This is a genomic window from Sphingobium sp. D43FB, from assembly GCF_002312805.1.
Taxonomy (GTDB): Bacteria; Pseudomonadota; Alphaproteobacteria; order Sphingomonadales; family Sphingomonadaceae; genus Sphingobium.
In genome coordinates this window covers 113,461-135,959 of sequence record NZ_NMUA01000007.1, presented here as the reverse complement: position 1 = coordinate 135,959, position 22,499 = coordinate 113,461, and the positions used below count along the sequence as shown (strand labels likewise).

The following is a 22,499-nucleotide window of genomic DNA, read 5'->3' as shown; positions in this document are numbered from 1 at the left end:
TTCTCCTAATGGTCAGTTGACGAGGTCGGCCGCTTTGGCGGCCTCGCGGTCTCGAAGGATTTTGCGGTGGACCTTGCCGGCCGGGGTCTTGGGCAGGTCGGTCACGAATTCCACGACGCGGGGGAATTCATGCTGGGCGAGTTTTTCGCGGGTGAAGGTCTGGAGTTCCTTCACCAATGCGTCGCTGCCGTCGCAATTGGCGATGACGAATGCCTTGACGACCTGGCCACGTTGCGGGTCGGGCACGCCGATCACGGCGCATTCCAGCACCACGGGATGTTTGAGCAGCGTGTTTTCGATCTCGACCGCGCTCATCGTCCAGCCGGCCGAGATGATGACATCGTCGGCACGGCCGCAATGATAGAAATAGCCGTCGGCGTCGATTTTCGCGCGGTCCTTGGTGGTTTCCCACTTGTCGCGCCGCCACAGCATCAGTTCGCCGATCTCGCCGGGGGTGGACGGTGTGCCATCAGGGCGCTGGACTTGTAGCTTCTGGCCGGGCACCGCTTTTCCGAGTGAACCTGGCTTGACGGTGAAATCGTCCGCGCCCGGATAATTGACCAAAACCACGCCGATTTCGGTCGTGCCGTACATGGAGCAGGCGGGCACTTTGAAATAGGTATCGATGAAGTCGAGCGTCGCCGGGTCGATCGGTTCGCCGGTGTAGGATAGCTTCTTGAAGTGGAAGGCAAAGTCCTCCGCCTTGCTGCTATTCTTCATCATGCGATAATGGGTCGCGGCGGCCGACATGTTGGTGATCTGGTAATCGTCCAGCGCCTGCATGAGGCGGACGGGATCGAAGCGGCCGGCAAAGGTGCCGGTGGTGACGCCCAGCCCCAATGGGGCAAGCGTGCCATGCCACAGGCCATGCCCCCAGGCGGGCGAGGACGGGCAGAAAAATCCGTCGCCCGGACGGATGCCGGTGCCGTAGAGCGCAGCGAACATCAGCGTCACCAGCGCGCGATGGCTGTGCTTGACCGCTTCGGGTAGTTCGCGGGTCGTGCCGGATGTATATTGGAATACGGCTAGGTCATTCGCCTTGGTCTTTGGCGTGTAAGTCGCGGGATATTTTTCGATTTCGTCCAGCAGGCCGTCGTCGGCGATGACGACGCGGGGGCCGTTCATGCTGCGGGCGAGGTCGGCCTTTTCCAGATTGGTGATCAGGATGGTCGGCTTGCAGTCATCGACGCGCAAGCGCAGCGCATCGGGACCGAACAGGGTGAAGAGCGGCACCGAGATCGCACCGGTCTGCATCGCGCCGAACAGGCAGACATAGAAGGGCAAAGAGGGTTCGAGCATGAAGGCGATCCGTTCGCCGGGTTGAACGCCCTCTGCATCGAGCCAATAGGCGAAGCGTGCGGCACCGGCCGAAATCGTATCGAAGCTGAGAATTTCATCGCGGCCATCGGCGTGGGCGATACGGACGGCGGCGCGGCCGCTGCCATCGGCGTGGCGGGTAATGCATTCATGCGCGATGTTGAGATGATCGCGGTCGCCGTCGAACAGACCCCAGGGCGCGTCGGACGTCGCATGCGCCTGCGCATCGGCATAGCTGCTATAGTCGGTGAGTTTGGCCATCCGTCCCGTCCATTCACTCTGTCGAATGGCGAGAAAGCCGCCTTCGTCATGATGGTCCCTGCATGTCATGGCGACCCATTTGTTGTAAATCACGAATGGTGTTCTATATATTGAATGTTTCGCTCCATCGCCGGAGCGATGGAGGCCTGTTGCATGAGTAACCCGATCCGCGCGCGTTCCCCCTCCCCCGTCCGCAAGGTCGCGGCGGCGGTGAAGGACAGTAAGGCCCCGGCGATAACCCGCGCGGCGGCGATCCTGCGGTTATTGGGACGGAGCGACCGGCCTTTGGGCGTGCAGGCAATCGCCAAGGAATTGGGACTGGTGCCGTCCACCTGCCTCTATGTCCTGCGCGCGCTGGCGGAGGAGGAACTGGTGTCGTTCGACGCGGACACTAAACGCTATGCGCTGGAGGCGGGGGTGCTGACGCTGGCGCGGCATTGGTTGCGGCGCGATCCGTTCAACGACTTGGCACAACCGCTGCTCGACCGGCTGGCGCAGCGTTTTGGGCTGACCATGTTGGGGGTGCAGGCCGTGGGCCTGGATCATATGATCGTCGTCGCCATGGCGCAGTCGGGCAGCGGGTTTCAGCTCAGCACCCAGATCGGTAGCCGCTTTCCGGCGCTGATCAGCGCGACGGGGCGCTGCATCGCGGCGTTCGGCGATTATCCTGAGGCGGTGTTGAAGGCGCGGTTCGACCAGTTGCGATGGGACGATCCGCCTGCGTTCGAAGACTGGATGGCGCAGTTACGCCAGACCCGCGCGCAGGGTTTTGCAGTGGATGAGGGGCAATATATCGCGGGCGTGACGGTGGTGTCCGCGCCGGTGTGGAAGGGTGCGGGGCGGCCGGTTCATGCGCTGGTGGCGATCGGTATTGGCGCGGCGCTGGGGCGGGAATTGGGGGCGTTGCAGGACGCGCTGGTGGAGGCGGCGGGGGCTTTGTCCGGGCAGTTGGGCGGTGGGGCGTAACACACTATCCGTTCGTTTCGAGCGTAGTCGAGAAACGGAGCGCGCCTGTGTCTCGACTTCGCTCGACACGAACGGGGGTTTATTGGGCGGGGCGGAGGGCCAGGACGCTGCCTTCGGCGTCGCCCGACAGGTAGAGTATGCCGTTCGGTCCTGCGGTCAGGCCGCAGAAATTGATCATCGGGCCAGCCATGTCGCCGATCGGGCCGAGATAATGCGGCGTGATGCCGATCGGGGCGCCGACTGGGAGGTTGGTGGCCAATATAGTCCGATCGCCGCCGGACAGGTCGCAGCCGACCAGTGATTTGGTGCCGGTATCCACCACGAACAGGCGGTTGCCGATGATGGCGATGCCTTCGGGTTTTTGCAGCCCGTCGAGGACTGTTTCGATCCGTCCGCCGACCAGCTTGATCACTTTGCCCGTTTGCGAGGCGTAGAGGATGCCGTTGGCGTCGATGGCGACACCCATCGGTTGGTCGAGACCTTCGGCCAGCGTTTCGACCGAACCGCTGCTGGCGGATAGCAGGCGTCCGCTGCCCTGTTCGGCGAAGACGACTGCGCCGTCCGGGGCGAGCGCGACGCCCATGAGGCGGTCATGGCCGTGGCTGATGAAATCGCTGGCCCCCTCACCCGGCCGATAGCGTGCGACGCTGCCGGTGCCGGTGGTGACGATCCATTCGCCCGGTTGCGCGCCGCGTGCTACGCCGAGCATATAGCCGGGGCAGCCGGAATGGAAGATCATGCCTGCCAGTTGGGGCGCGCCGCCGGGGCGGAGCGTGTAGCCGAACGTGCCGTCCGCGACGAACAGCGCGCCATCCGCGCCCATGGCGAGGCCGAGCGGCCATTGCAGCGCGCGGGGGACGATCGAGTGGACCTTGCCGTCGCCGAGCAATTCGGTGATCTCGCCGGGGATGCTGGAGACGAAGATGCGGTCGCCGATGAAGCTGACATTGTCGAGGCCGGGGCCAAGATCGGCAAGGATTTCGCGGGTGCCGCTGACCGGGTCGATCCGCAGCACCTGCCCGCTGGCGACCTGGGTGGTGACGATGCGCCCCTTGCTGTCGAACTTGACCGAGTCCGGCACGCCAAGGTCGCCTGCGACGACGTCATGCGCGCCGGTTTCCAAGTCCACGCGCCAGATTTCATTGGCGCCCATGACGGGGACATAGAGTTTGCCGTCCGGGCCGACCTGAAAGGCGTTGGCCATGGGGATATTGTCGAGGATCAGGCGGGGCGCGCCGCCGTCGCGGTCCAGTTCCATGATCCGGGCGCCCATGCGGCATTCGCCCGCGATCAGGCGGCCCTGATGCCAGGTGATCGGGTTGGCGACGGGCATGTCGCCATAGAGGACGCGCGCTTCCCCGCCGGGCGTGAGCATCGACACGCGGCCTTCGGTGATTTCGGTGAGGTAGAGATTGCCAGCCTCATCGAACACCAGGTCGTCGGGCGCAACGATCGCGCCGCCCATCGGGCTGATGGTCGAGATGGTGCTTGTATCGACGTCGATCGCGCTGACCTGGCTGCCGCCGACCTGGGCGACATAGAGGCGGCCGTCCGGGCCGGTGGCAAGGCCATTCGCGCCGTAGAGGCGGCTTGGCGGGGTGAGGCGTTCAAGGCTACACCCCTCCGCAGCTGTCATGCCGCTGGGCGCGATGCGGCCATTCATGTCAGACGTAACCGAGCATGGATTTGACTTCGAGATATTCGTGGAAGCCATACTCGCCCCATTCGCGCCCGTTGCCGCTGCGCTTGTAGCCGCCGAAGGGCGCATGGAAATCGAAGCCGCCATTCATACTGACCCAACCGGTGCGCAGGCGGCGGGCGACGGCATGGACTTGGGCGGTGTCGAGGCCGTTGACGTATCCCGCGAGGCCGAAGGGGCTGTCATTGGCGATGGCGACGGCATGGTCGATGTCGTCATAGGGGATGATGACCAGCACGGGACCGAAAATCTCTTCGCGGCCGATGACCATGTCGTTGGTGCCGAGGAAGACGGTGGGGCGGACGAACCAGCCTTTGTCGATGCCTTCGGGGCGACCGGGGCCGCCTGCGACGAGGGTTGCGCCTTCTTCGACGCCTTTGGCGATATAGTCCTGAATGATATTATATTGCGCCTTGGACACGACCGGCCCCATGGCGACCTCGCCTGCCGGGTCGCCAACGGTGACGGCTTGTGCGGCCGACTTGGCGGCTGCAAGCGCTTCGTCGAGGCGGGGTGCGGGGACGAGCAGGCGCGATCCGGCGCTGCAGGTCTGGCCGCTATTGCCCATCATCCCAGCGGTTGCGCCGGTGACGTTTTCGGCTAGGGCCGCATCGTCCAGTACGATGAAGGCGCTCTTGCCGCCGAGTTCCAGGCCGACGCGCTTGATTGTGGTGGCAGCGTCCTTCTGGATCTGAACGCCAACGGGTTCGGAGCCGGTGAAGCTGATCATGTCGACATCTTCGTGGGTCGAAAGTGCGGTGCCGATGACGCTACCCTGCCCCTGAATCATGTTGAACACGCCCGCAGGCACCCCCGCCGCGTCGATGATTTCGGCGAGGATCTGGGCAGAGAAGGGCGCGAGCTGCGGCGGTTTGAGGATCATGGTGCAGCCGGTGGCGAGCGCGGGGAAGACCTTGACGCAGGTCTGGTTCATCGGCCAGTTCCAAGGCGTGATGAGGGCGCAGACGCCGATGGGTTCGCGGCGGATCAGCGTGGGTCCGCGCAGTTCCTCGAACGGGAATGTCTCCAGCAATTCGATGGCGGTCTGCAGATGGCCTGCGCCGAGGCCGACATGGAAGCCGTTGGCGAGGCCGGATGGTGCGCCCATTTCCTCACGGATCGCCTCGCCCAAGTCGGCCATGCGGCGCTGATATTCGGCCTGGATGGCTTTGAGCAGGTCGAGCCGCTGTTCGCGGGTGGTTTCCGACCAGGCGGGGAAGGCGCGGCGGGCGGCGGCGACAGCCTTGTCCACGTCCGCCGCGGAGCCAAGCGCGATATGGCCCGCGACAGATTCGGTCGCGGGGTTGATGACTTCGGCCGTCTTGGGCGCGACCGGGTCTACCCACTGGCCGTCAATGTAGAAGTGCAGATGGTCGCGCATGGGTGTCTCCCTCATTCGATCCTCCCCCGGCGGGGGAGGTGGCAGGCCGAAGGCCTGACGGAGGGGTGTCATGCTCTCGATAGGGTGACACCCCTCCACCACCGCTACGCGGCGGTCCCCCTCCCCTCACAGGGGAGGAATTTCTTCGGCTTACTGCGTGCCTTCCGCGTACCAGGTGCGGAATTCAGCATATTTGGGCATTTCTTCCGAATTGGCCTTCGGGTCGATGACGACATGGACGACGCCGACCTTGCCGCTGGCATAGGCGCGTTCGATGGCGGGTTTGATGTCTTCGGCGCGGGTGACATATTCGCCGTGGCAGCCAAAGCCTTCGCCGATCTTGTCGAAACGGACGTCCTTGCTCCAATGGGTGCCGGTTTCTTCAGTGCCCTGGCCGAAGGTGCGCTTGTAGACGCCGACTTCCAGACCCCAGGCATTGTCGACGCCGACGACGCAGACCAGCGGCAGCTTGCAGCGCGCGGCGACTTCCAGTTCACCGATATGGAAGAGGAAACTGCTGTCCGAAGTCAGCAGCATGGCCGGGCGCGAAATGCCGGTTGCCGCCTGGTCCGCCAGCATCGCGCCGGTGGCATAGGGGATGCCGGTGCCGATATGCCCGAAATTCTGGTTCCAGATCACGTCATGCGGCTTGCACTGCGAATAGGTCCATTGGAAGATGACGCCCGCGCCGCCGTCGCGGATCATGATGCCGTCCTTGGGGAAGGCCTGTGTCGCTTCGACCGCGAGGCGCGCGGGATGGATGGCCACGTCGCCGGTGCCGTCGCTCTTGGTAAGCGATTCCGCCGCCAGTTCGTCCAGTTCCGCTTGGCCGTCGCGCATGAAGGCTTCCAGCATCGGGGCCGGTGCGCGTGGCGCGTCCTTTAGCGCGGCGACAAGCTGCGGCACGACGCCGCGCAGGTCGCCGACCAAAGGCACGTCGATTGGGCGGTTGACGCCGATGGCCGAGGCATCCTGTTCGACATAAATCCATTTGCGGATCGCTTCATTCTTCTGCCAGTAGCGCCATTTGCCGAAATGGACTGGCTCGCCGAGTTCAGTGCCGAGCGCCAGCACAAGGTCGGACTCGGTGACGGCCTCGATCGACGCCTTGGAGAAGACATATTGGAAGGTGCGGTCTTCGAGACCCTTGATATAGCTGGTGCCGCCCGACGTCTGGATGACGGGGCAGTTCATCAGATCGGCCAGTTGCTTGACCGCTGCGCCGGTACGTGACGTGTGGACGCCATGGCCGACGAGGAGGATCGGATTCTTGGCTTCGCGCATCAATTTGGCGGCTTCGTGGACGCGGTCGATATCCGCGCCTTGATTGACCAGGCGATAGCGTTCCGGCACCAGCGGCGCTGGCAGGTCCAGCTCTTCCAGAATGATGTGGCTGGGATATTCGATATAGACGGGGCCAGGGGTGCCGCCCATCGCCTTGCGGATGCCTTCGCGGATCACTTCGTCGGTCTGGTCGGCATATTCGATGGATGCGGCATATTTCACCGAATTTTCGAACAGCGGCATTTGCTTGACGAACTGGATGCGGCCACGGCGGACGCGCTGTTCGGTGACGCGGGCGCGCTGGCCCGACAGGAAGATGACGGGCGAATGCTCGACCAGCGCGCATTGGATGGCGGGCGCCATATTGGCGATGCCCGGCCCCAGCGTGCCGATGGCGACGGCGGGCTTGCCGGTGATGCGCGAGGCGGCTTCGGCCATGAAGCCTGCGGCGGCTTCATGATGGGGGGCGACCACGGTCCAGCCGCGCCGTTCGGCCTCCAGGAACATATGGACAAAGTTCGGGTCGGGGATGCCGAACAGGGTGTTGATGCCTTCGGCCTCGAACAGGTCGAGGACACGCTTATAGACTGGCGTGCCTGACTTGCCCGATGCGGTTGCAGCGGTAGTAGGCTTGGGATCGTCGTAGCTCATTTCAATAGCCTCGGTGCGCCCGTACCCATGTACGCGGCGAGGTTGCGGTGGAAATTGGTGATCTTGCGTTCCTGGTGCGGATTAGGGAGCGGCCCTCGAAAACCGCGCGACTTCATCCCCTTCTGCACCCATTTCATGTTCGAGAAGTCTTGGGCGAGGACGGCGCCCCATCCTTCCGCCGTTGGTTCGGCATGTTCCCATTCAGTCGCCGGTTCCTCGCCTTCGGGGAACCGTTCGATCGCGTAGGATTCGAAGATGCACATGTTGGGATCGTCGCCGAAGGGCCGCGCGCGATAGCAGAGCGCGAAGGTGATCCCCTGCAACACCGACATGTTGGGAAAGACGTGCCAGGCGAGGCCGGCCTCGGCCATCACTTCTGGCGGAATGTCGGGCCAGAAGACGCCGCGGGCGGCATCGTCCGCCCGCGCCGATTTCAGCCAATGGGCGATGACATCGGCGGCCGCCGTGCCTTCGGGCAATTCATCGACCAGGCGGCTGGCGGCATCGACCAGCGTTTGCGTGGACGCGGCATAGTTGAGCGTCTCGTAATTTTCGCGGATCAGCTCATAGGTCGAGCGGCGCGGATCGTCGCCCTTGCCTGCGCGGGTGACACTGCTGCTCTGGCTCATGGCGAAGGCGGGATCGCGCTGGTCGAAACCGCTGACGCCGTGCAGGCCATAAGCCGCGCCATAAGCATAATAGTCGCCATAGGCGAGCAGCTGGCTATGCGTGCCCGCGACATGATAGGGTTCCATGAAGGCTTCGAGCGCGGTCTTCCAATTGGATGGATAGACCACCCATTTGCGCCATTTGTAGCGCATGTTGTCCATTTCGAAATAAGACAGGATGCGCCCGGCATCGCCCAGGAAATCGGTCACGGGTTCGGCGTCCAGATCCATGTGAATCCAGATCCATCCGCCCCACAGGTCGACCTTCACTTCGGAAAGATGCGTACAGTCGGGCGTCAGGGCGCCCTGCCAGTCCTGCGGATCGAGGATATAGCTGTTATTGCCGTCTATATCGAAGGTCCAGCCGTGGAAGCCGCAGATGAAATTGCGACGCTTGTTGCCCTTGGCCGAGTGCGCGCCTTCGGGCACATCCACTAACTGCCGCCCGCGATGGGGACAAACATTATGATAGGCCTTGAGCCGATCAGGCGCGACGCGAATGACGATGATGCTGTCGTCGCAAATATCGTAGGTCAGCCAGTCGCCGACTTCCGGTAATTCCTCGGCCCGGGCAGCGACCTGCCACACTTTGGGCCAGAGCTTTTCCTTTTCGGCGAGCGCATAGTCGCGCGACAGGAAAGCCTCGACCGGATAGGTCAGCGGCTTGGCCAGATCCTCGATGGCGATGGTGGTCGGGCTGTTCATGCCATGCTCCCGCAGCCTGTTCCCGGCCGTCCGATGATTGCGAACGAACGGGCAATCCCAAGCGAAAGCCGGTGGCCGGACGGCGTCCTCCCACCGGCGATCATGACCGCAACTCCATGCCCGCAAGGTCACCGCGCGCGCGCCAGTCCTGCAACAATGTCTGGAATGCGCGCCAGCCGAGACCGTAGCTGCGGAACAGCGCCCAGGGTGCTTTTACCTGACCTTCATTGGTGAAATAGCTTGGCGTACATTCGATCTGGAAGGCGGAGGTGTCATATTCCACATCGTGGAAATGCTGGACATAGGCGTCCTGCGCGTCCGCCGTGGTTTCGACCGAGGCCGCGCCCTTTGCCATCGTCGCCTGGATGATGTGGGCGATATGTTCCGCCTGCCGCCCGAATTGTTCGGTGACGCTGGCGTTGAGGCCGCCCTGAATATAGCCGATGAAGAATTGGTTGGGGAAACCGTGGGTCATGGTGCCGTGCAGCGTCTTTGGCCCGTTCGCCCAATGATCGTAGATGGACAGGCCATTGCGCCCCTCCACCACGTCGATGCCCCAGCGGCGCTTGAGGTCGCTGGTGACCTCAAAGCCGCTGGCGAAGATCATGCAATCGACGTCATAGGTGACGCCGTTCGAGACGAAGCCGGTCTCCGTCATCCGCTCCAGCCCCTTGGCATCCGACACGTCGACCAGTTTCACGTTGGGCTGATTGAAGGCGGCGTAGAAGTCGTTGCTGGAGAGCGGGCGCTTGCACAGGAAGCGATACCAGGGCTTGAGCGAGGCGGCGGTCGCCTCGTCCTTGACCATTTCATTGACGCGGGCGCGCAGCCGTTCCATGACGCGATAATCCACCACTTCGCGGCGGGCCATGAATTCTTCGGGAGACAGTTCCGGCCAGCCTTCGGCTTCCAGTTCGGCGTGCAGGTTGCGCGCGATTTCGGTCCAGATGTCGCAGATCAGATCCTGCTCACCCGGTAGGAAAAATTCCATGGCGGCGCGGTGGAAATTGGCCTGACGCTCGGCCTGCCAGCCCGGTTGCAACGATTCCGCCCAGTCAGGATCGGTCGGCGGATTGGGCCGTTCGTCCACGGTCGATGGCGTCCGCTGAATAACGTAGAGCTGCTTGGCGTAGCGGGCGAGATGCGGGACGGCCTGGATCGCGGTGGCACCCGTGCCCAGGATCGCGACGCGCTTGTCGATCAGCTTGTCAAGCACCGGATTTTCGTAGCTGCCGCCGGTATAGCCATAGTCCCAGCGGGCGGTGTGGAAGATCTTGCCCTGATAGCGGTCTATCCCCTCGATCCCCGGCAGCTTGGGCATGTTGAGGACGCCGCAGCCCATGATGACGAAGCGGGCGCGGAAATGATCGCCCCGGCTGGTTTCGACATGCCAGCGCTGGAGTGTATCGTCCCATCTGAGCGCAGTGACGAGCGTGTGGAACAGGGCGCGATCGTGGAAGCCGAAGCGCTGGGCGATCTGTTTGATATAGGCTTGAATCTCCGCGCCGTCGGCGAATTTCTTGGACGGCATGAAGCCGGTTTCTTCGAGCAGCGGCAGGTAGCAATAGGCGTCATTGTCGCATTGGATGCCGGGATAGCGGTTCCAGTACCAGACGCCGCCAAAGTCGCCGGCATGGTCGATATTGCGGAAATCGGTGACGCCCTGCTTGGTCAGATGATAGCCCGCCAACACCCCGGCAAAGCCTCCGCCCAGCACCAGCACGTCGAGGTCTTCGACCAGGGGGTCGCGCGGGGTGACGGCCATGTGCGGATCGACATCATAGCTATGCGTGGTGTCGTCAGTGGTCGGCTGATACTGCCCCTGCCCGTCACCGCGCAGGCGCTTGTCGCGCTCTTCGCGATATTTTGCGCGCAGCGTCGGGATATCGAATGTATCGGGCGCTGGCGTCCGGGTGGGAGTGCAGCTCATATCCGCTCCATGGAAGCTTGTTGTTTCTGGCAACTAATCAACAACACTGTTCATTTGCAATGCGGCCTGCGCGGTTAGCGCCGGAGCGATGTTTCGCTTCACCCCCTGTTTAGGGCTTGGCCGCGCGGGCTAGGTTGAGCGCGTAAAAAGCGGGATGAGGATGTCGGACATGGCGCAGCAATTGATGGATTTCACGGGCCGGACGATCATCGTCACGGGCGCTGCGGGCGGCGGCATCGGCACCGCGACGACGAAGATGCTGGCGCAGGCGGGCGCGACGGTGATTGCCGCTGGGCGCACCCAGGCCAAGTTCGATGCGCACATCGCGCCGCTGATCGCGCAAGGGTTGGCGATCGTGCCGGTCATTGCCGATGTCGGGACGGACGAAGGCGTGGCGAAGGTGATGGAGGCGGCGGTGGCGGCCCCCGGCGCGCTCCATGGGCTGGCCAATGTGGCGGGTGGGGCCGCGCCGCAGACCTGGATGCGGGCCGAGCGGGTGACGCGGGCGGACTGGCGCGCTTTGTTCGAGCAAAATCTGGAGACGATGTTCTTCATGAGCCAGGCGGTGGCGCGGGAATTGCGGGCACGGGGCAATCCGGGTGCGATCGTAGGGGTTTCGTCGATCAGCGGGATGAACAGCGCGCCCTATCACATCGCCTATGGCACGGCGAAAGCGGCAATCGTCGCGGCGACCCGCACGCTGGCGACCGAATTGGCGCTCGACAATATCCGCGTCAATACCGTTGCGCCGGGCATGACGATCACGCCGGGATCAGGCGCTTATATCGATGAGGATGTGGCGCGGGACCAGGCGGCGATCGCCATGGGACGGCGTGCCCGGCCGGAGGAACAGGCAGGCGCCATCGCCTTCTTATTGTCCGACCTGTCGAGCTATATCACTGGGCAGACGATATTGGTGGATGGCGGGCTGAACCTCAAATGGACGCATCTGGGCGCGGACAATACGTCGCTGTTCCTGAAGAATGAGGATTTCCGCGCGGCGATAAAGGCGTAACAATGGCTGGCATGAGCGCGATTGAAAGACAGACCCTGCGGGGCGCGGACGTTGACCTGGCCGCCGAGGTGACCGGGCCGGTGGATGGACAGCCCATCCTGTTCCTGCATGGCAGTGGGCAGACGCGGCAAAGCTGGGGCAAGGCGCTGGTCGAGGCGGCGCGCCATGGGTTTCGCGCGCTGTCCATGGATTTGCGCGGGCATGGCGACAGCGGATGGTCGCCCGATGGACGCTATGATCTGACCGTCTTTGCCGATGATTTGCGCGCGGTGCTGGCGCAATTGGACCGACCCCCGGTGGTGGTGGGTGCGTCGCTGGGTGGGATCGTGGGGATGATCGTGGCTGCCGCCGATCCTGCCGCGATCCGCGCGCTGGTGCTGGTGGACATCACCGCGACGGTGGACATGGAGGGGGCGAACGAGGTGATCGCCTTCATGAACGCCGGGTCGGACGGCTTTGCCTCGATCGAGGAGGCGGCAGCAGCGGTATCGGCCTATCTGCCGCATCGCGACAAGCCGCAAAGCAGCCAGGGACTGGCGAAGAATTTGCGGCAACGCGGCGAGCGCTGGTATTGGCATTGGGACCCGGCCTTCATGACGATGGGCGTGGATGCCAAGCCGGAGGCGGAAGGGCCGACCGTACTGGAGACGGCGGCGCGGGCGCTGACCATTCCCACCTTGCTGATACGGGGCGGGCGTAGCCGGATCGTGACCGAGGAAAGCGCGCGCGTCTTTCTGGAGATGGTGCCGCATGCCGACTATGTCCATATCGACGGCGCGCATCATATGGTGGCGGGCGACGCCAATGATGCGTTCAACGATGCGGTGTTCCGCTTTGCCGATCGGCAGGTGGCGTAAGCGCTTGCGCGTCCTCCGTCTGTTTTAATTCTTACTCTTCCAGAAGCGTTCGGCAAGCGACGGTGGATCGCGGCGCGCCATTGTGCCTGTCCAGTTCGTCCAGGGTCGCCAGCGCCATCGCCTTATAGGGCGGCAGGAGCGTCGGGCATTGTTCGCCCAGCGCTGCGAGATGTTTGGCGATCGTTTCGTCGTCGCCGCGGAGCAGGGGGCCGGACAGGCCTGCCATGCCGTGATCGAGACTGACGTCCAGCGCGGCGCGTACCAGGGGGGCGAGGAGTGCCGAGGGTTCGGCGACACCGGCGGCGGCGAGTGCCTGGCAGGCACCGGCGATCAGCGTGACCAGATGGTTGGCCCCGTGGCATAAAGCGGCGTGATAGAGCGCCCGCTGCGCCTCTTCGATGGGCACAGTGATGCCGCCCAGCAAGGTTACGAGTTTTTGCGCTGCTGCGTTGGCTTGCTCGGTCGATCCAGTGACGGCGAAGCGGGCGCCGACCATATGTTTGACTTCGTTCGTCGGGTTGCCGGTGAAGGTCATGGCGGGATGGATCGCCGCCGTTATCGACGTGGCGCTGCGCAGTGGGTCCAATATGGCCGCGCCGCTGCGCCCGCTGACGTGGAAAATGAAGCGTGGCCGGTCGGTGGGTTCGGCCTGTGCCAGTGCATCGACGATGTGTGCGAGGGCATCGTCCGCGACGGCGAGCATGATGAGATCGCAGTCGCGCGCGATCTGGGCCATATCTCCAGCTGCCTGTGCCCGTCCGATGACGGCGACAGCCTCGGCGCATTTCGTGGGGTTCCGGCCCCAGATCAGGAGCGGGTTGTTGGATTGGGCGGCCAGCGCACAGCCGATGGCGGACGCCACCCGGCCTGTGCCGATGATGCCGATCCGGCGGTAGGGCGATGTGCTGACCATGATTGCCACCCTACCCCAGGGAGGATGGCCCGTCATCGCATGGATGACGGGCTATTCTTCGTTTTTTAGCCGACCGCCCGGCTCATCAGCCGGTCCAAGCGGTCCGAAAAGGCGCGCGCGTCGGTGGGTTGTTCGCCATCGGCGATGCGGGCCTGATCGAGCAGCAAATGGGCGAGGTCGGACTTGAGACCATCCGCATCGTCGCTCGACGCCAATTTCTGGATCAGGGCATGACGCGGATTAATCTCCAGCACAGGCAATGCCGCCGTCGGGAGCTGGCCTGCGCTGGCGAGCAGCTTTTCCAATTGCCGGTCCATGCCGCTTTCGGGCGCGACCAGGCATACAGCGCTGGTCGTCAGCCGGTCCGACGCGCGCACATCGGATACGGCATCAGCGAGGGTCGTCTTGGCGAAGGCGAGGAAGTCGGCGACGGCTGCATTTTCCGGCTCGGTGGGCTTGTCCGCGCCTTCGACCAGCGGAATGAGGCCCAGGTCCGCGCCGCCCTGCGTCACCGACTTGAACGGCTTGCCTTCATAATCGACGCCCATGGTGGTCCAGAAATTATCGACCTGATCGGGCAGCAGCAGCACTTCGATCCCGCGCGCACGGAAGCCTTCGAGCTGCGGCGAGGTCGACAGCCGGTCAAGGTCACTGCCAGTCGCATAATAGATGGCGGTCTGGTTCTCCTTGAGCTGCGCGACATAGTCTTTGAGCGAGCGCCATCCCTCCCCCGATGTCGTGCTTTTGAAGCGGGCGAGGCCAAGCAGCGCCTCACGCCGTTCGAAATCCTCGTACAGCCCTTCCTTGAGGACGGGGCCGAAATTCTCCCAGATGCGCTGATAGGCTTCCGCGTCATTATCGGCCAACTTCTGCAGGTCGCCGAGCAGACGGCCGGTCACGCCCTTCTGGATGGCGCCCAGCACCGGGCTGTCCTGAATCATCTCGCGCGACATATTGAGCGGCAGGTCGGCCGAGTCCACCAGCCCGCGCACGAAGCGCAGATAGCGGGGCAGGATCGGTGCTTCGTCGGTGATGAACACGCGACGGACATAGAGTTTGATATGCCCCTTGCGATCCGGGTCGAACAGGTCGAACGGCTTGGTTTCGGGGATGAAGGTCAGGACCGAATATTCATAGCGGCCTTCGGCGCGGTAATGGACCGTGTGCGCGGGCTTGTCATATTGGCCGGCGACGCTGCGATAGAAGTCGGCATAATCCTCTTCGCTGATCTCGGACTTGGGCTTGAGCCACAGTGCGGCGCCATCGGCGATGTCGACGCCATCGGCATCAGGCTTTTCAAACAGCATGATCGGGACTGGAACATGGCCCGACTGCGCCTTGATGATGCGCTCGACCGTATAGCGTTCAGCGTAGGATTTGGCGTCTTCCATCAGGTGCAGGACGACGCGGGTGCCGCGCGTGGGAGTGTCGGCCAAATCGACCGGGGCAATGGTGTAGGTGCCCTGCCCGTCCGAGGTCCAACTGGCGGCCTCGTCCGATCCGGCGCGGCGCGAAAACACCTCGACCTGGCTCGCTACCATGAAGGCGGAATAGAAACCGACGCCGAACTGGCCGATCAGTTGCGAACCTTCCTTGCCCGCTTCGGCCGCCAGGCGTTCCATGAACGCCTTGGTGCCCGACCGAGCGATCGTGCCCAGCGTCTCGCCCATTTCGGCGGCAGTCATGCCGATGCCATTATCTTCGATCGTCAGGCGGTTCTGGTCGGCGTCCAGAATTACGCGGATGCGCGGGTGCGGGTCATCGCCCAGCAGAGAGGGCGTGGCGATGCCTTCATAGCGCAACTTCTCGCACGCATCGGCGGCATTGGAGATGAGTTCGCGCAGGAAGACGTCACGGTCGGAATAGACCGAATGCACCATCATGCGCAGCAGCTTCGAAACATCCGCCTCGAAAGCATGGGTTTCGGGCGCGGTAGCGATTTCAGTCGTCATGGCAGGTTTACCCTTTGAATGCGTCAACGGCGCGGCAAATGGCGGCTCGTCGTGCATTTTGCAAGATCGATGCTTGGCCTTTCCTGACGAGAGACGGGGTGGCTTGCCCCTTACTCTATCGATTGCACTTCATCGGTATGGACGTCGAACCGGACCAGATTGGCGGGGCCGAAAGCGGTGGTCAGGGCGACGTCGGTGGCATCGCGTCCGCGCGCCATGAGGATGCGGCCGATGCGCGGGCGATTGTGACGGGCGTCATAGGTGTACCAGTTGCCGTCGATATAGACGTCGAACCAGGCGCTGAAATCCATCGGCGCATCGACCGGCGGGATGCCGATGTCGCCCAGATAACCAGTGCAGTAGCGCGCCGGGATATTCATGCAGCGGCACAAGGTGACAGCGAGATGGGCAAAGTCACGACATACGCCGCGCCGTTCCTGATAGCCGTTCCAGGCGGTCTTGTCCGACCGGGCATAATGATAGCCGAACTCGATATGGTTATGGACGAAATCGACGATCGCATCGACCCGGTCGCGGGCCGAGGCATGATGGGCGAAATTGCCCCAGGCGACATCCATCAACCGGTCGGTTTCGCAATAGCGGCTGCCAAGCAGGAAGGGCATCACCGCGTCGGGCAAATCCTCGACCGGAATTTGTGGGCCATCGGGCGCGCGGACGTCCGGCTGGCCATTATCCTCGATCACGAAATCGCACGACAGGGTCACGCCGCCGGGCGGGATGGCGAAGCGGGTCGCGACATTGCCGAACCCGTCCTCGAACTGATAAAGCGGGATATCCGGGCTGGCCATCAGCCGTTGGGGCGTGCGTAGATCCTGATGACGCGAGGGATGCACGCTCAGCAGCGCGACCATGGCGGTCTTCGCATCGGTATTGAAGACAATATCATATCCGCAGCGGATCAGCATGGACGGGTACTTTCCTTAAACGCCGATATGTCGGCTGTTGATGGCACCATGGTTGGTCGAGGGAAACAGGCTAGGGTCCGCACGCAACACATCAACCGAAACTTCCATGTTCAGGAAGCTGCCGGGCGGGCCGAACCATGTGCCCGACAGGGGCAACGCCTGATAGGGATCGCGCGCGACGGCGACGCGGATGAGGCCGCGATTGCCGATAATGCCGTTGGTGGGATCAAATTCGACCCAGCCGGAACCAGGCAGGAAGATGCGAACCCAGGCATGGGTGTTGCCGCCGCCCACCACATCTTCGGATCGCGAAGGATTATACACATAACCAGAAACGAACCGCGCGGCAAAACCCAGAGCGCGCACCGCCTCGATCATCAAGACGGCAAAGTCGCGGCAGGTGCCCTGGCGCAGCTTGAGCGTTTCTATGGGCGACTGGGTGCCCTTTTCATGGCGAGGGACGTAGGTGAATTCGCGCTGGATGCCCGTGGCGATCTCCGTCAGCAACGCGATCGTGCTGGTGTTACCATGATTGCTGACGAAGCTGCGCGCCCAATTATCGACGATCCGTTCGGGATCATGATATTCCCGTTCAATCGACCGGAGCAGGTCGGGCATGTCTTCCGACGAATAGGTGAAAGGAAAGAGGCGGGCATAGGGTTCGACGTCCACCTGCTTTTGCGCGAGCGGGGCGTGATCCAATGTGGCTTCGCTATTGACGACCAGTTGCGCAGCCCGCGCCTTGAATGTGGCGATGGCGACCGAATTGCCGAAGACGTCGTGCAGCCAGCGCAACTCGCTGGGCGCGGGATCGATGTCGAGGCGTGCGGACAGCAAGCGCTGGTCAAATGCCTCGCGAGGGCGCATCATGATGCGATGTTCACCCAGGGATACCGGCTGCTGATAGTGATACGTCGTACTGTGTCGGATGGTGAGCAACGGCATAGGGTCATGTCCTGATGGCCGGGCGCACGGCAGAAAATCTCTTGGGTCCGGGTGATCCGTTGCCGTTCGGGCTGTTCAACGCAGAAGGCGGCTCCCCGTTCCTGCTCATCGGCGATCATGCGGGGGCGGCGATTCCGGGGGCGCTGGGGGATATGGGGTTGAGCGCGGCCGATCGGGCGCGCCACATCGCCGTCGATATAGGGGTTTATGGGCTGGGCCATGCGTTGGCGCGGCGGCTGGATGCCCCTTTTCTGCACCAGAGCTATTCGCGTCTGGTTATCGATTGCAATCGTGACCCGGCGCATGCCGAGGCGATACCCGCTTTATCCGATGGCACCGTGATTGGCGGCAATGCCGACCTGGACATGGCGGAGAAGGCAGAGCGAGTGAGAGCGATCCACCGACCCTATCATCAGGCGATGGCGGACCTGATCGCAGCCCGAACGGCCGCCGGGCGCGAGACGATCCTGCTATCGTTGCATAGTTTTACCCCGGTGCTGAACGGTGATATCCGTCCTTGGGATATCGGCCTATTGCATTGGCAGGGGCGCACGGATTTTGCGCTGTCGATGCTCGACCAGTTGCGGTCGATTGCCGGTGTCGTCGTCGGTGACAATGAGCCCTATGCTATGGATGCCACCGACTATACGGTGCCATTGCACGCCTTTCCCAACGGCTTGCGCTATGCGGAAATCGAGGTGCGGCAAGACCTGATCGAGGACGCCGGGGGGCAGATGCTATGGGCCGAGCGCATTGCCAGCGCGGCACAGGGGGCCGACGCTTAACGTTCCACTGGCTAGACCAGGTCATGGAAAAAGATTCCAAGGGAACGTCCGCACTTACCGCGCATTAGCCTCCCCGACAGGAGGCCTCATGACTTATAGTGACCGTATGACCCTATTCGCGCGCATCGGCTTTGCGGCGCGCGGACTCGTCTATATCCTGATCGGCTGGTTCGCTTTGGATGTCGCGTCGACAGGCGGCGAGGTGAAGGATAATCAAGGTGCGCTGGGCAGCATGGTCGATGCGCCGCTCGGCCATGTGCTTCTCGCCATCTGCGCGCTGGGGTTTGCCGGTTACGCCATATGGCGACTGACCGAAGCGGCGATGGACCCGGAAGATTGCAGCCGGACGCTCAAGGGTAAATTCAAGCGGGTGGGCTATGCCATGAGCGGCATTTCCCATATCATCCTGGCGGTCGCCGCGGCGCGCCTGGCCTTGCGCCAGACATCGGCGCAGGAGGGCAGTCCGGGGGACGCGAGCGCCGAAAGCTGGTCCGCTTGGCTTTTGTCACAGCCGGGCGGCGTGGTCCTTCTAGTCCTGGTTGGCCTGGTTCTCTTTGCGGTTGCCGCGACGCAAGCGATCAAAGCCTATAAGGCGGAGTTCCACGAACTGGATGGCGATACCCCCGCCCCCGACTATGTGCGGTGGATCGGACGCTGTGGTTATGCCGCACGCGCATTGATATTCGCGCTGATCGGCTGGTTCATCATTTCGGCCGCGTTGAACCATGATCCCGATCAAGCGGGTGGGCTGGGCGAAGCGCTCAAACAATTGCGAGCGCAGGAGGAAGGCACCATCATTTTGAGCGTCGTGGCCTTTGGCCTGGGGCTGTTCGGGGTCTTCAGCCTCATCGAAGCGCGCTATCGCCGGATGCGCGTTGCCAAGCCGGATTTCCTGCGATGAACCACGTGATTTTGGTTGATGTCCGGTCATGTGAACAGCCGTTCATGGACCAAAATCGCGATCAAATCGTTTCTGAAACAACCGGCTCCCTGTGAGCGCAAGAGTTTGAGGACGATATGACGGACCTGGCCACCGATGACCGCAAGGTGACGATTTCAACCGGCATTGCGGACCTGGACAATATTTTGGGCGGCGGGCTGACGGCCAATCGCGCCTATCTGCTGGAAGGAACGCCCGGCAGCGGCAAGACGACGATCGCCCTGCAATTCCTGCTGGAAGGCGCGCGCCAGGGAGAGCGCGGCCTTTACATCACCCTGTCGGAAACGTCGGCGGAATTGAAGGAAGTCGCCCGCAGCCATAATTGGGTGCTGGACGATATCGACCTGTTCGAACTGGTCAGCGGCGAAGGGTTGGACCCTGAAGCCGAGCAATCCATTTTGGAGCCGTCCGAAGTGGAATTGGGTGAGACGATCCAGGGCGTAATGGAGTGCGTCGATCGCATCCGGCCGGTTCGGGTGGTGTTCGATAGCCTGTCGGAAATGCGGTTGCTCGCGCAAAACTCGCTGCGCTATCGCCGCCAGATATTGGCGCTGAAGCAATATTTCTCGCAGCGCCATTGCACGGTGTTGATGCTAGATGATCGCAGTTCCGATCCCAACGACCTGCAGTTGCACAGCATTGCCCATGGCGTCATCACGCTGGAACAGGCGGCGCAGGATTATGGCACCGAACGCCGCCGCCTGCGCGTCGTGAAGATGCGCGGCGTCAAATATCGCGGTGGCTATCATGATTTCGTGATCGAAACCGGTGGTGTGGCCGTGTTTCCGCGCCTGGTCGCGAACGAACATCATGGCGACTATGTCTCGCATCTTGTATCCACAGGGTTGGACCGCATGGATCAGATGCTGGGCGGCGGCATTTCGGTCGGCACCAATTTGCTGTTCAACGGGCCTTCGGGCGTTGGCAAGACGACGACCGCGGTACAGTTTGGCCTGAGCGCCATCGCGCGCGGCGAAAAGGCGGCCTATTTCCTGTTCGATGAAGGACGGCCGACCATGATTACCCGTGCCCGCGCGATGGGCATGGATTTGCAGCCGCATCTCGACAGCGGCGCGCTGACAGTCACGCAGATCGACCCCGCGGAAATGTCGCCGGGCGAATTTGCGAGCTGGGTCCGCCGCGCGGTGGAAGAGGATGGCGTGCGCTTCGTGGTGATCGACAGCCTGAACGCCTTTTTGCAGGCCATGCCGGGCGAGAAATATCTGGTGCTGCAGATGCACGAGATGTTGAGCTATCTGAACCAGCAGGGCGTCATCACCGTCCTCATATTGGGGCAGCATGGCATCATCGGCGAGGTCCGGTCCGACGTTGACCTGAGCTATCTGTCCGACACGATCGTCCTCTTTCGTTATTTCGAAGCGAAGGGCGAAATGCTGAAGGCGGTGTCGGTCGTGAAGAGCCGCACCACGCCGCATGAGGCGACCATCAGGGAGTATCGCCTAGGCCGCAACGGCATTACTGTGGGCGAGCCGCTCAAGGATTTCGACGGCGTTCTGACGGGCGTGCCGACCTATAGCGGCAAGACGCCCTTGCTGGCAGCAGAGCCGGCGGCGAGCGAGACATAAGGATGGAAGATCGCATCCTTGTTCTGGCGCTGAGGGGTAGAGACGCGGCAGTGATGGAAACGCTGTTGGCGAAGCAGGATTATGCCTGCACGACCTGCGCCGATGCGCGCGCGCTGAGCCACGAACTGGTGCAAGGCGCGGCCACCGCGATCATCACTGAAGAGTCGCTCGCTGGAGCGGATCGCAGCGCGCTTGACGCCTGGGTCGCGCAACAACCGCCATGGTCCGACTTTCCCTTCATCCTGCTCGCCACGCGGCGGGCCGGGCATCGGCCGCGCGACGCGATGTTGGTGCTGGAGCGGCTAGGCAATGTCGTCGTGCTGGAGCGGCCCATCCATAGCGAGACTCTGGGCAGCGCCGTGCGATCGGCGATGCGGGTGCGGCGACGACAATATGAGGCGCGTGAGCGGCTGGCCGCGCTGCAACTGGCCGAAGAGCGGCTGACGCACCTCAACGCCAATCTCGAAACGCGTATTGCCGAGCGCACAAGCGAATTGTCGCGCGCCAACAATATGTTGATGGAGGAAGTGGCCGAGCGCGAGCGCGCGCAGACGGCGCTTGTCCAATCGCAGAAAATGGAAGCGGTGGGCCAGTTGACCGGCGGTATCGCGCATGACTTCAACAATCTGCTAACCGTCGTGTCCGGCAACCTCGAAATGATCGAGCGGCGGAGCGACGACGAGAGGATCTTGCGCCACGCCCGCTTCGCAGCGGAGGCGACCGATCGCGCGGCGAAGCTGACGCGCCAGCTTCTGGCCTTTTCGCGCACCCAGCAATTGGCGCTCGCGCCGCTCAGCCTCAATGCGCTGGTGGAGGGCATGGGCGACCTGCTGGCGCGGACGATCGGCCCGCGCATCGACCAGCGGCGCGTCCTGGCGGACAGCCAGCCTTGGGTGATGGCGGATGTGCATCAACTCGAACTGGCGGTGCTGAACCTGGCGATCAATGCGCGCGACGCGATGCCGGACGGTGGCATATTGACGATCGAAACGGATGCCGGGCGCTCTGCGCCGGAGGGCGTGAAGCCCGGACGCTATGGCGTGGTGCGGGTGCGCGACAATGGTGTGGGCATTCCCCGACCGATCCTGTCCAAAGTGTTCGACCCCTTTTACACGACCAAGCCACTGGGCAAGGGCACCGGCCTTGGCCTGAGCCAAGTCTTCGGGATCGCCCGGCAGTCAGGCGGGATCGCGCAGATCGACAGTGTGGAGCAGGAGGGCACCACCGTCAGCATATGGCTGCCGCTCGCCGAGCAACCAGTGGTCGATACGGAGTTGGTCGCGCAAATCTCGCCGTCGGACCGGGTCCGTGCGAAGCTCAACATCCTGGTCGTGGACGATGACGAAGGCGTGCGCCGGTTCGTTGCCGAAGGACTTGAGAGTTTCGGCTATCATATCACGCAGGCGGCGTCGGGTGCGGAGGCGGTGACGATGCTGGATGCCGCCCTTCCCGACGTGATGATCGTGGACTTTGCGATGCCGGGCATGACCGGGATCGAACTGGCTGAGGAAGCGCGACGCCAGGCACCCGATCTGCCGATCATCATGGTGACGGGCTATGCCGAAGAAGGCGTGTCGGCGGACACGAGCCTGATCACCCACATAGTGCGCAAGCCCTTCAAGATCGATGCGCTCGTGGGCGTGCTGGACATGTCGACGGGCATGTTGGCCAGCGCGCCGGATTGAAGGTTTGGGCCGGGGGCGGCCGATTGCGCGCCC

General features: G+C 63.0%; 17 protein-coding genes. 7 read left to right on the top strand and 10 right to left on the bottom strand.

The window, feature by feature from the left end; genetic code table 11:
• Positions 1 to 12: 12 nt before the first annotated feature.
• Entirely contained in the window at positions 13 to 1,578 is a 1,566-nt protein-coding gene (locus SxD43FB_RS08360; RefSeq protein ID WP_096061776.1) for an AMP-binding protein, read from the bottom strand.
• Between the two features lie 153 nt (positions 1,579 to 1,731).
• Here SxD43FB_RS08360 and SxD43FB_RS08355 point away from each other — a divergent pair, with 153 nt between their 5' ends.
• Complete coding sequence (locus tag SxD43FB_RS08355; RefSeq protein ID WP_096061828.1) at positions 1,732 to 2,544, top strand: IclR family transcriptional regulator; 813 nt, start codon at positions 1,732 to 1,734, stop codon at positions 2,542 to 2,544.
• Between the two features lie 79 nt (positions 2,545 to 2,623).
• On the opposite strand, the gene SxD43FB_RS08350 is transcribed toward SxD43FB_RS08355, so the two are convergent.
• The 5 genes from SxD43FB_RS08350 to SxD43FB_RS08330 all read right to left on the bottom strand — a co-directional run bounded on the left by SxD43FB_RS08350 (position 2,624) and on the right by SxD43FB_RS08330 (position 10,862).
• Positions 2,624 to 4,207 carry an SMP-30/gluconolactonase/LRE family protein gene (locus tag SxD43FB_RS08350; RefSeq protein ID WP_096061775.1) on the bottom strand — a complete coding sequence of 528 codons (1,584 nt, stop codon included), beginning with the start codon at positions 4,205 to 4,207 and terminating at the stop codon, positions 2,624 to 2,626.
• A 1-nt stretch (position 4,208) separates the two neighbouring features.
• Positions 4,209 to 5,624, bottom strand: a complete 1,416-nt coding sequence (locus SxD43FB_RS08345) for an aldehyde dehydrogenase family protein (protein ID WP_096061774.1) — start codon at positions 5,622 to 5,624, stop codon at positions 4,209 to 4,211.
• A 150-nt stretch (positions 5,625 to 5,774) separates the two neighbouring features.
• The gene (locus SxD43FB_RS08340) at positions 5,775 to 7,559 is read right to left on the bottom strand and encodes a thiamine pyrophosphate-binding protein (RefSeq protein ID WP_096061773.1); all 1,785 of its coding nucleotides are present in this window, start codon (positions 7,557 to 7,559) and stop codon (positions 5,775 to 5,777) included.
• Positions 7,556 to 8,932 (bottom strand): aromatic ring-hydroxylating dioxygenase subunit alpha, encoded by a 1,377-nt coding sequence (locus SxD43FB_RS08335; protein WP_096061772.1) that lies wholly within the window; start codon positions 8,930 to 8,932, stop codon positions 7,556 to 7,558. Before SxD43FB_RS08335 ends, SxD43FB_RS08340 begins: the two co-directional genes overlap by 4 nt.
• A gap of 100 nt (positions 8,933 to 9,032) precedes the next feature.
• Positions 9,033 to 10,862 carry an NAD(P)/FAD-dependent oxidoreductase gene (locus SxD43FB_RS08330; RefSeq protein ID WP_096061771.1) on the bottom strand — a complete coding sequence of 610 codons (1,830 nt, stop codon included), beginning with the start codon at positions 10,860 to 10,862 and terminating at the stop codon, positions 9,033 to 9,035.
• 169 nt (positions 10,863 to 11,031) lie between these two features.
• Here SxD43FB_RS08330 and SxD43FB_RS08325 point away from each other — a divergent pair, with 169 nt between their 5' ends.
• Both SxD43FB_RS08325 and SxD43FB_RS08320 read left to right on the top strand, forming a co-directional pair.
• Positions 11,032 to 11,877 carry an SDR family oxidoreductase gene (locus SxD43FB_RS08325; RefSeq protein WP_096061827.1) on the top strand — a complete coding sequence of 282 codons (846 nt, stop codon included), beginning with the start codon at positions 11,032 to 11,034 and terminating at the stop codon, positions 11,875 to 11,877.
• Between the two features lie 11 nt (positions 11,878 to 11,888).
• Complete coding sequence (locus SxD43FB_RS08320) at positions 11,889 to 12,734, top strand: alpha/beta hydrolase (RefSeq protein ID WP_217988784.1); 846 nt, start codon at positions 11,889 to 11,891, stop codon at positions 12,732 to 12,734.
• 31 nt (positions 12,735 to 12,765) lie between these two features.
• Here the strand turns inward: SxD43FB_RS08320 and SxD43FB_RS08315 are convergent, their stop codons facing one another.
• From SxD43FB_RS08315 to SxD43FB_RS08300, 4 genes are all read right to left on the bottom strand, one after another.
• Positions 12,766 to 13,647: a Rossmann-like and DUF2520 domain-containing protein gene (locus SxD43FB_RS08315; protein ID WP_096061769.1), complete on the bottom strand. Its 882-nt coding sequence runs from the start codon at positions 13,645 to 13,647 to the stop codon at positions 12,766 to 12,768.
• A 65-nt stretch (positions 13,648 to 13,712) separates the two neighbouring features.
• Positions 13,713 to 15,599 carry a molecular chaperone HtpG gene (htpG, locus tag SxD43FB_RS08310; protein ID WP_096061768.1) on the bottom strand — a complete coding sequence of 629 codons (1,887 nt, stop codon included), beginning with the start codon at positions 15,597 to 15,599 and terminating at the stop codon, positions 13,713 to 13,715.
• A 110-nt stretch (positions 15,600 to 15,709) separates the two neighbouring features.
• Positions 15,710 to 16,525: a transglutaminase family protein gene (locus SxD43FB_RS08305; protein ID WP_096061767.1), complete on the bottom strand. Its 816-nt coding sequence runs from the start codon at positions 16,523 to 16,525 to the stop codon at positions 15,710 to 15,712.
• A gap of 15 nt (positions 16,526 to 16,540) precedes the next feature.
• Complete coding sequence (locus SxD43FB_RS08300; RefSeq protein WP_096061766.1) at positions 16,541 to 17,470, bottom strand: transglutaminase family protein; 930 nt, start codon at positions 17,468 to 17,470, stop codon at positions 16,541 to 16,543.
• Positions 17,471 to 17,484: 14 nt separating this feature from the next.
• Between SxD43FB_RS08300 and SxD43FB_RS08295 the strand changes: the two genes are divergently transcribed.
• The 4 genes from SxD43FB_RS08295 to SxD43FB_RS08280 all read left to right on the top strand — a co-directional run bounded on the left by SxD43FB_RS08295 (position 17,485) and on the right by SxD43FB_RS08280 (position 22,466).
• Positions 17,485 to 18,255: an N-formylglutamate amidohydrolase gene (locus SxD43FB_RS08295; RefSeq protein WP_096061765.1), complete on the top strand. Its 771-nt coding sequence runs from the start codon at positions 17,485 to 17,487 to the stop codon at positions 18,253 to 18,255.
• Between the two features lie 88 nt (positions 18,256 to 18,343).
• Positions 18,344 to 19,156, top strand: coding sequence for a DUF1206 domain-containing protein (locus SxD43FB_RS08290; RefSeq protein WP_096061764.1), 813 nt, complete (start codon positions 18,344 to 18,346; stop codon positions 19,154 to 19,156).
• 116 nt (positions 19,157 to 19,272) lie between these two features.
• On the top strand, positions 19,273 to 20,781 hold the full coding sequence (locus SxD43FB_RS08285; protein WP_096061763.1) for an ATPase domain-containing protein: 1,509 nt from the start codon (positions 19,273 to 19,275) through the stop codon (positions 20,779 to 20,781).
• Between the two features lie 2 nt (positions 20,782 to 20,783).
• Positions 20,784 to 22,466 (top strand): response regulator, encoded by a 1,683-nt coding sequence (locus SxD43FB_RS08280; protein WP_096061762.1) that lies wholly within the window; start codon positions 20,784 to 20,786, stop codon positions 22,464 to 22,466.
• The last annotated feature ends 33 nt before the right edge of the window (positions 22,467 to 22,499 follow it).